The organism is Pseudomonas sp. 43A (genome assembly GCF_013363935.1).
GTDB lineage: Bacteria > Pseudomonadota > Gammaproteobacteria > Pseudomonadales > Pseudomonadaceae > Aquipseudomonas > Aquipseudomonas crudilactis.
Window position 1 is genome coordinate 6783616 of the sequence record NZ_CP054880.1, and the last position, 7406, is coordinate 6791021.

The 7406-nt window shown below is 61.1% G+C and carries 5 protein-coding genes; 2 read left to right on the forward strand and 3 right to left on the reverse strand.

The features are described 5' to 3' along the window. Position 1 precedes the first annotated feature (1 nt). Entirely contained in the window at positions 2 to 715 is a 714-nt protein-coding gene (locus tag HUW52_RS30085) for a phosphocholine cytidylyltransferase family protein (protein ID WP_175555624.1), read from the forward strand. 12 nt (positions 716 to 727) lie between these two features. On the opposite strand, the gene HUW52_RS30090 is transcribed toward HUW52_RS30085, so the two are convergent. Further along, complete coding sequence (locus tag HUW52_RS30090; protein ID WP_175555625.1) at positions 728 to 2704, reverse strand: methyl-accepting chemotaxis protein; 1977 nt, start codon at positions 2702 to 2704, stop codon at positions 728 to 730. Positions 2705 to 2888: 184 nt separating this feature from the next. Continuing rightward, a complete protein-coding gene (locus HUW52_RS30095; protein ID WP_175555626.1) occupies positions 2889 to 3809 on the reverse strand; it encodes a LysR substrate-binding domain-containing protein in 921 nt (306 codons plus the stop codon). 158 nt (positions 3810 to 3967) lie between these two features. Between HUW52_RS30095 and HUW52_RS30100 the strand changes: the two genes are divergently transcribed. Next, positions 3968 to 5362 carry a NorM family multidrug efflux MATE transporter gene (locus tag HUW52_RS30100; protein WP_034152289.1) on the forward strand — a complete coding sequence of 465 codons (1395 nt, stop codon included), beginning with the start codon at positions 3968 to 3970 and terminating at the stop codon, positions 5360 to 5362. Between the two features lie 108 nt (positions 5363 to 5470). Here HUW52_RS30100 and HUW52_RS30105 read toward each other — a convergent pair whose 3' ends face one another. Next, positions 5471 to 7144 carry a bifunctional diguanylate cyclase/phosphodiesterase gene (locus HUW52_RS30105; RefSeq protein WP_016985835.1) on the reverse strand — a complete coding sequence of 558 codons (1674 nt, stop codon included), beginning with the start codon at positions 7142 to 7144 and terminating at the stop codon, positions 5471 to 5473. Positions 7145 to 7406: the final 262 nt, after the last annotated feature.

The window sequence follows — 7406 nt, forward strand, 5'->3', positions numbered from 1 at the left end:
AGTGAAAGCCATTATTCTGGCTGCCGGACGTGGCAGCCGCATGAAAAGCCTCACCGACGAACGCCCAAAATGTCTGGTCGAGTTGCGCGGTAAACCGCTGCTGGAATGGCAGCTGGAGTCATTGCGGGCAGCGGGTATCAGCGACATCGCGGTGGTGACCGGTTACAAGCGCGAGCTGCTGGCAGAGCGTGGTCTGAGCGAGTTTCACAACCCGCGCTGGGCCGAGACCAACATGGTTTCCTCACTGGCCTGCGCCGAGTCCTGGCTTGAGGGTCAGCCGTGCATCGTCAGCTATTCGGATATTTTCTACAGCCCTGTGGCCGTGCAGTCGTTGATCAACAGCGACGCGGCGTTGGCCGTCACCTACGACCCCAACTGGTTGCAGTTGTGGACCGAGCGCTTCGGCGACCCGTTGCTGGATGCCGAAACCTTTCGCCTGACCGCCACGCACACGTTGGCCGAAATCGGCAACAAGCCGCAATCGGTGGATGACGTTCAGGGTCAGTACATGGGGCTTTTGCGTTTCACGCCCGAAGGCTGGGCGGAAGTCGTACGGCTGCGTGCCGAACTGTCGCCGCAGCAACGCGACAGCATGCACATGACCAACACTTTGCAACGCGTTATCGATGCCGGTCGTGTGCCGATTGCAGCTGTCACCTACACCGGCGAATGGGGAGAGGTCGACTCCAGTGAGGACCTCTCGGTGTATCAATAAGGCACCGGCGCCTTAACGGAACCGGTCAACCTCCTGACGCAGTTCGGCCGCCAGACCTTCCAGCTCCTTGGCGGTCACGGCCAGGTTGGACACCACTTCGCGCTGCTCACTGTTGGCCATCGCAATGCTCTGCAGGTTACTGCTCAACAGAGTCGCGGTGCTGCTCTGCTCCTGCGTCGCGGTGGTGATCGCGGCAAACTGCTGCCCCGCCGAACGGCTTTGCTCATCGATCCGCGCCAGCGCCGAAGCGACGTTGGCGTTACGCGACAAGCCTTCCTGCATCAGCACATTGCCCTGTTCCATGGTGCTGATCGCGTTACCGGTTTCCTGCTGGATGCTGTGGATCATGCTGGAAATTTCATCAGTGGCCTGACGAGTACGCGAAGCGAGGCTACGCACCTCATCGGCCACCACGGCGAAGCCGCGACCTTGTTCACCGGCACGTGCCGCTTCAATCGCGGCGTTGAGCGCCAGCAAGTTGGTCTGCTCGGCAATCGAAGTAATCACGCCAACGATGCCACCGATTTCCTGCGAGCGCTGACCGAGGGTGTTGATCACGGTGGCGGTGCTGTTCAGGGCGCCAGCGATTTGCTCCAGCGAGGACGACGCTTCTTCCATCGAGCTGCGACCGATCTGCGTTTGCTGAGCGTTTTCTTGCGCCAGACGCTGGGTCGCGCCCATGTTGTCGGCAATGTTCAGCGAGGTTGCGCTGAACTCTTCCACCGCGCCAGCCATGCTGGTGATTTCGCCGGACTGCTGCTCCATGCCCTCATAAGCACCGCCGGACAAACCGGACAGCGCCTGCGCCCGGCTGTTAACTTCTTGCGAGGCGCGACGGATGTGCTCAACCATGGTCGATAAAGCCTGACTCATCTGGTTGAACGCGCGCGACAACTGGCCGATTTCGTCGTTGCTCGACACGTTCAGGCGCACGCTCAGATCGCCGGCGCCCAAGGCTTCGGCCTGACGCACCAAGTCGCTCAGTGGCGCCAGTTTGCTGCGCAGCAACCAGACCACCGAACCGACCGCCAACAGCATCGCCAACAGACTGCCGATCGCCAGTTGCGTGCCGACGCTCCAGGTCACCGCGCGGATCTCGGCTTTCGGCATGCTCGCCACGACCGACCACGGCCCGCCGTCGAAAGGCACGGCAACGCTGTAGAAATCCTCGGACTTGTCGTCCCAGAACTGACCTTTGCCCGGCGTCTTGGCCAGACTATTGATCACTGGAATCGCCTGATCCACCGCCTGCACACCCGCCGGCGCGACCAGCCATTTGTTCTGTTCATCAAGCAACGCCAGCGAACCGGTCTGGCCGATACGGAAGCGCTTGAGGTTGTCGAACTGGGCGTTCTGCGCGTCGGTGTAATCGAAACCAACGAACAGCACCGCAATCACCTTGCCGCTGCCATCGCGCACCGGGGTGTATTGGGTCATGTAGGAACGCTCGAACAACAAGGCGCGACCGACGTAGCTTTGTCCTGCCATCAGCTTCGCGTAGGCCGGGTGCGCGTGATCGAGCAAGGTGCCGATGGCGCGCGTGCCGTCCTGCTTGGTCAGCGAGGTACTGACCCGCACGAAGTCTTCGCCGCTGCGCACGAACAGGGTGGCAACACCGGCGGTCATCTGCTTGAACTCGTCGACTTCCTTGAAGTTGTTGTTCAGCACTTCGCTGCCCAGGTGCAGGCCCGGGGTTGGGGTGCCGGCGACTGTCACCGGTTCACTCGGGTGAATGCTCAGACCCGCGCTGAAGCGCTTCTCGAACAGCCCGCTCAGGCGCTGGGTGCTTTCACGCAGCGTGCCGTGAAAGGTACTCAGCTGGTCGGCCAGCAGCCGCGCCTCACTGGCCAGATGCTCTTCACGGGTGGCGAGGTTGGCGGAATCCAGCGAACGCAAGGCGAACACCGTACTGCCACTGATAACTATCGCCAGTATTACAGCGAGCGCGAGGCCCAGCTGCGAGGCGATCCGAGCGCGAGGTTGAGACATGGACAGCTCCTGGCCGAGCCACGGGATCCTCCTTGATCTCGACTCGGATAATTTTCTAATAGTGGGGGTGAATCGTGGATACCGGCACGACGGTTCCACTTGCTCATAGTCGGCGGGAAAACCGAATACTTGAGCGCGCAACGTGGGTATGGCGCAAGGCCGCCATTGTGGCGGCTCGAACGTTTCAGCTCAAGCGCTCAACCGCCGGCAGCTCCATGGCGCGGACTTCGCCTTGCAGGAAGTCGCTGAGGCGACGCAAACGTTCACCTCCCGGACGGGTCTTTGGCCACACCAGGTAATAATTCAGTCCGCTGGCGACCGCCGTTGGCCACGGCAGGCTCAGGCGTCCTTGCGCGACGTCCTCGGCGACCATCAACAGATCGCCCATCGACACACCGTAGCCGCGCGCCGCTGCGATCATGCCCAGCTCGAGGGTATCGAACACCTGTCCGCCCTTGAGTGAAACCTGATCAGACAGCCCCATGTGCTCCAGCCAACTGCGCCAGTCACGACGATCCGGGGTCGGATGGAGCAATTCGGTGGACGCCAGCCGGGTCAAATCCCACGGCTGATCATTCAGCAGGTTTGGCGCCCCCACCGGAATCAGTTCTTCGGGAAATAACAGGCTCGCTTCCCAGTCCGACGGAAAATGCCCGTCACTCAGCAGCACAGCGCAATCGAACGGCTCATCGTTGAAGTCCACCGAATCGACATCCATCCAGGCACTGGTCAGTTGCACTTCGTTGCCCGGCTGCAAGTGACGGAAACGACTGAGCCGCGCCAACAGCCAGCGCATGGTCAAGGTCGACGGCGCCTTCATGCGCAGAATGTCGTCTTCGGCGCGCAAGGTATTACAGGCCCGCTCCAGCGCACTGAAACCTTCGCGGATACCGGGCAACAGCAGGCGAGCCGCTTCGGTCAGTTGCAGATTGCGCCCGCTGCGATGGAACAGCCGACAAGCGAAATGATCTTCCAGGGTTCGAATATGCCGACTGACCGCACTCTGGGTGATCGACAACTCTTCCGCCGCACGGGTGAACGAGCTATGTCGCGCCGCCGCTTCAAATGCGCGCAGGGCATACAAGGGAGGAAGACGACGAGACATACAGAAAGCTCCTATAGCGGGATGCAGCCGGACTGACAGAATCTGATCAGCATGAGTTTTAATCATGCCACCCATCCTTTTTATCCCTTTGTGCAAAGCCTGCCAAGCGCCGAGAATCGACGGTTTCCTGTTCCCTCTGAAATCGAGTGGTGATGACCATGCAGCATCCTGTGCGTACCGAACTCTGGGCCATTCTGCGGCTGGCAGGGCCGTTGATCGCTTCACAGTTGGCGCACATGTTGATGGTGCTGACTGACACCCTGATGATGGCGCGATTGAGTCCTGAAGCGTTGGCCGGTGGCGGTCTCGGTGCGGCGAGCTATTCATTCGTGTCTATTTTCTGCATTGGCGTGATTGCGGCGGTCGGCACGCTGGTGGCCATTCGCAAAGGTGCCGGCGATATCATCGGTGCTGCGCGTCTGACCCAGGCCGGTTTATGGCTGGCGTGGCTGATGGCGCTGGGCGCCGGGTTGCTGCTGTGGAACCTGAAACCGGTGTTGCTGCTGTTCGGCCAGACCGAAACCAACGTCAATGCCGCGGGGCAATTTCTGATCGCCCTGCCCTTCGCCCTGCCCGGCTACCTGAGCTTCATGGCTTTGCGCGGCTTCACCAGTGCGATTGGCCGGGCGACGCCGGTGATGGTCATCAGCCTCGCTGGCACGGTGGCCAACTTCCTGCTCAATTACGCGCTGATCACCGGGATGTTCGGTCTGCCGAAAATGGGCTTGACGGGCATCGGACTGGTCACGGCGATCGTCGCCAACTGCATGGCGTTGGCGCTGGCCTGGCACATCCGTCGGCATCCGGCGTATGACGCGTATCCGCTGCGCGCGGGCCTGTCACGGCCGAACCGGCAGTACCTGAAAGAGCTGTGGCGCCTCGGCCTGCCCATCGGTGGCACCTACGCCGTCGAAGTCGGTTTGTTCGCCTTCGCGGCGCTGTGCATGGGCACCATGGGCAGCACGCAATTGGGCGCGCACCAGATTGCCCTGCAGATTGTTTCGGTGGCGTTCATGGTGCCGGCGGGCATGTCATATGCGATCACCATGCGTGTCGGCCAGCATTACGGCGCGGGGCAATTGAGCGATGCGCGGATGTCCGGGCGGGTCGGGATCGTCTTCGGCGCCGTGGTGATGCTGGGTTTCGCCATGGTGTTCTGGCTGCTGCCAAATCAGTTGGTAGGGTTGTTTCTCGATCACAACGATCCGGCGTTTGCCGAGGTGATTCGCCTTGCGGTGAGCCTGTTGGCGGTGGCGGCGTGGTTCGAGTTGTTCGACGGCACGCAGACGATTGCCATGGGCTGCATTCGTGGGCTCAAGGATGCCAAGACCACATTTCTGGTCGGGCTCGCTTGCTATTGGCTGATTGGTGCGCCGGCGGCGTGGTGGATGGCGTTCCATTTGAACTGGGGGCCGACGGGTGTCTGGTGGGGCTTGGCGCTGGGCCTGGCGTGTGCGGCGGTGAGTTTGACGCTGGCGTTTGAGTGGAAGATGAAGCGGATGATTCGGCTGGAGCCGCAATCTCAGGGCTTCAACATCCCTCAACCTGAATGAAGTTTCCCTGTGGGAGCGAGCTTGCTCGCGAAAGCGGTGTACCTGACACATGTATATTGAATGTGTCGCCGCCTTCGCGAGCAAGCTCGCTCCCACAGGGTTATGTGTTCAGCTTACGATTTCGAGGGCTGGCTGTTGGCTTGAGCCGAAGGTCAGGTACTCAACCAGTTCCGCCAGCGGCAACGGCCGACTGATCAGATAACCCTGCACCTGATCGCAGCCAAACCCACGCAGCAGTTCAAGCTGCTCCGGCGTCTCGACACCTTCGGCGACCACTTCCAGATGCAGGTTGTGCGCGAGGTTGATCATCGCGTGCACCAGTTTGCGGTTTTCTTCGCGCTGCTCCATGCCACCGACAAAGCTCTTGTCGATCTTCAGCAAGGTGATCGGCAGGCTGTTGAGGTGCACGAACGAGGAAAACCCGGTGCCGAAGTCATCCAGCGAGAAACGCACACCGAGACGGCCGAGGGCGTCCATGGTCTGCTTGACCAGATCGCTACGACGCATTACCGCCGTTTCAGTCAGTTCGAATTCCAGCCACTGCGCTTCGACACCGCGCTCGGCAATCAAGCGGCTGAGCGTCGGCAACAACTGGCTGTCCTGAAACTGGCGGAACGACAAGTTGATCGCCATGTGCAGTGCCGGCAACCCGCGTTCACGCAAGGCCTGCATATCGCGCAGCGCCCTGGAAATCACCCAGTAACCCAACGGCACGATCAAACCACTCTGCTCGGCCAGCGGCACGAATTCACTCGGCGGCAGCAGGCCGCGCTCGCTGTGACGCCAACGTACCAACGCTTCGAGGCCGACAATCTGGCCATCCTGCATATTCAGACGGGGCTGGTAATGCAGCTCCAGCTCATCGCGGCGCAAGGCCCGGCGCAGCTCGCTTTCCAGATCAGCCATGCTCCGCGCGTTGCGGTTGATGCGTTCGTTGAAGATATGAAAAGTGCAGCCCTGGGTGCTCTTGGCCTGCTGCATGGCGATGTGCGCGTGCCACATCAGCGGATCGGCGCCGCCCTGCGCGCGGGCATGGGCGATGCCGAGGCTGGAGCCGATCAGCAAGCTTTCGCCATCGACCCAATACGGTTCGGCGAGCGCTTCGGTGATGCGTTCGGCCATCCACTCGGCGCGCTGCGGTGCACGGCGAGTATCGATCAGCAGGGCAAACTCGTCGCTGCCCAGCCGCGCCAGCTGATCGCCGGCCTCCAGCTGACTTTTCAGCCGTGCGACGACTTGCAGGATCAAGCGGTCGCCGGCCTGATGGCCAAGCGCATCGTTGGCGTGACGAAAGTTGTCGAGATCGAGATGCCCGAGGGCCAGGCCGCGGCCGTCGTTTTCCGCGAGGCGCGCGGCGAGCAAGGTCTGGAAACCCTGGCGATTGGCGATGCCGGTCAACGGATCCTGTTCGGCGAGGCGTTGCAGGGTGTTTTCGAGAACGCCACGTTCGCGCACATGGCGCAGGCAACGGCGCAGCATGCCGGCGTCAAGGGCGTCGAACACCAGCCAGTCGCTGACGCCAACCGGCGCGGTGTCCGGCTCATGTTCCAGCAGCAATACCGTCGGCAGGCTGCAACGGCCCGGTGCCGGTTGCAATGCCGGAAGGGTCAACAACACCGCATTGCGGTTGTCTTCGAACAAACTGCTGACCGAGTCCCAGCTCGGCGCGCTGATCAGCACCGCCGCGCTCCCCATCGGAGCCAGACACTCGCGCAATAACGCTGTCCACGCTGGCTCTTCGGCCAGTAGCAGCAAACGCAAGGGTTCGACAGGCGTAGACAAGCTAGCTCCCTAGACTCTGCAATGATGTGGGCGGGGCATTATGCCGTCGCGATGTTCAATGACCAAATGACAACGGTTATCAAAACGTTATTTTGTGTCACGAATGAGAACATTAGCCGCAAAATCACCGCGCATCCTCCGCGAAAGTAACAAAACCGGCAAATTTGAATCGCGTGGTACGTCACAAGTCGGACAGAGCAGCACAAATCGCTGAGCCTGTTAAAATGCCGGCCCATTTCGTCAACGACTCCCGAATTTTCGT

Bases quoted from the DNA above. Each gene is read 5' to 3' on its own strand.
- HUW52_RS30095 (WP_175555626.1), bottom strand. From the start codon at position 3,809: ATGTCTCGTCGTCTTCCTCCCTTGTATGCCCTGCGCGCATTTGAAGCG.
- HUW52_RS30090 (WP_175555625.1), bottom strand. From the start codon at position 2,704: ATGTCTCAACCTCGCGCTCGGATCGCCTCGCAGCTGGGCCTCGCGCTC.
- HUW52_RS30100 (WP_034152289.1), top strand. From the start codon at position 3,968: ATGCAGCATCCTGTGCGTACCGAACTCTGGGCCATTCTGCGGCTGGCA.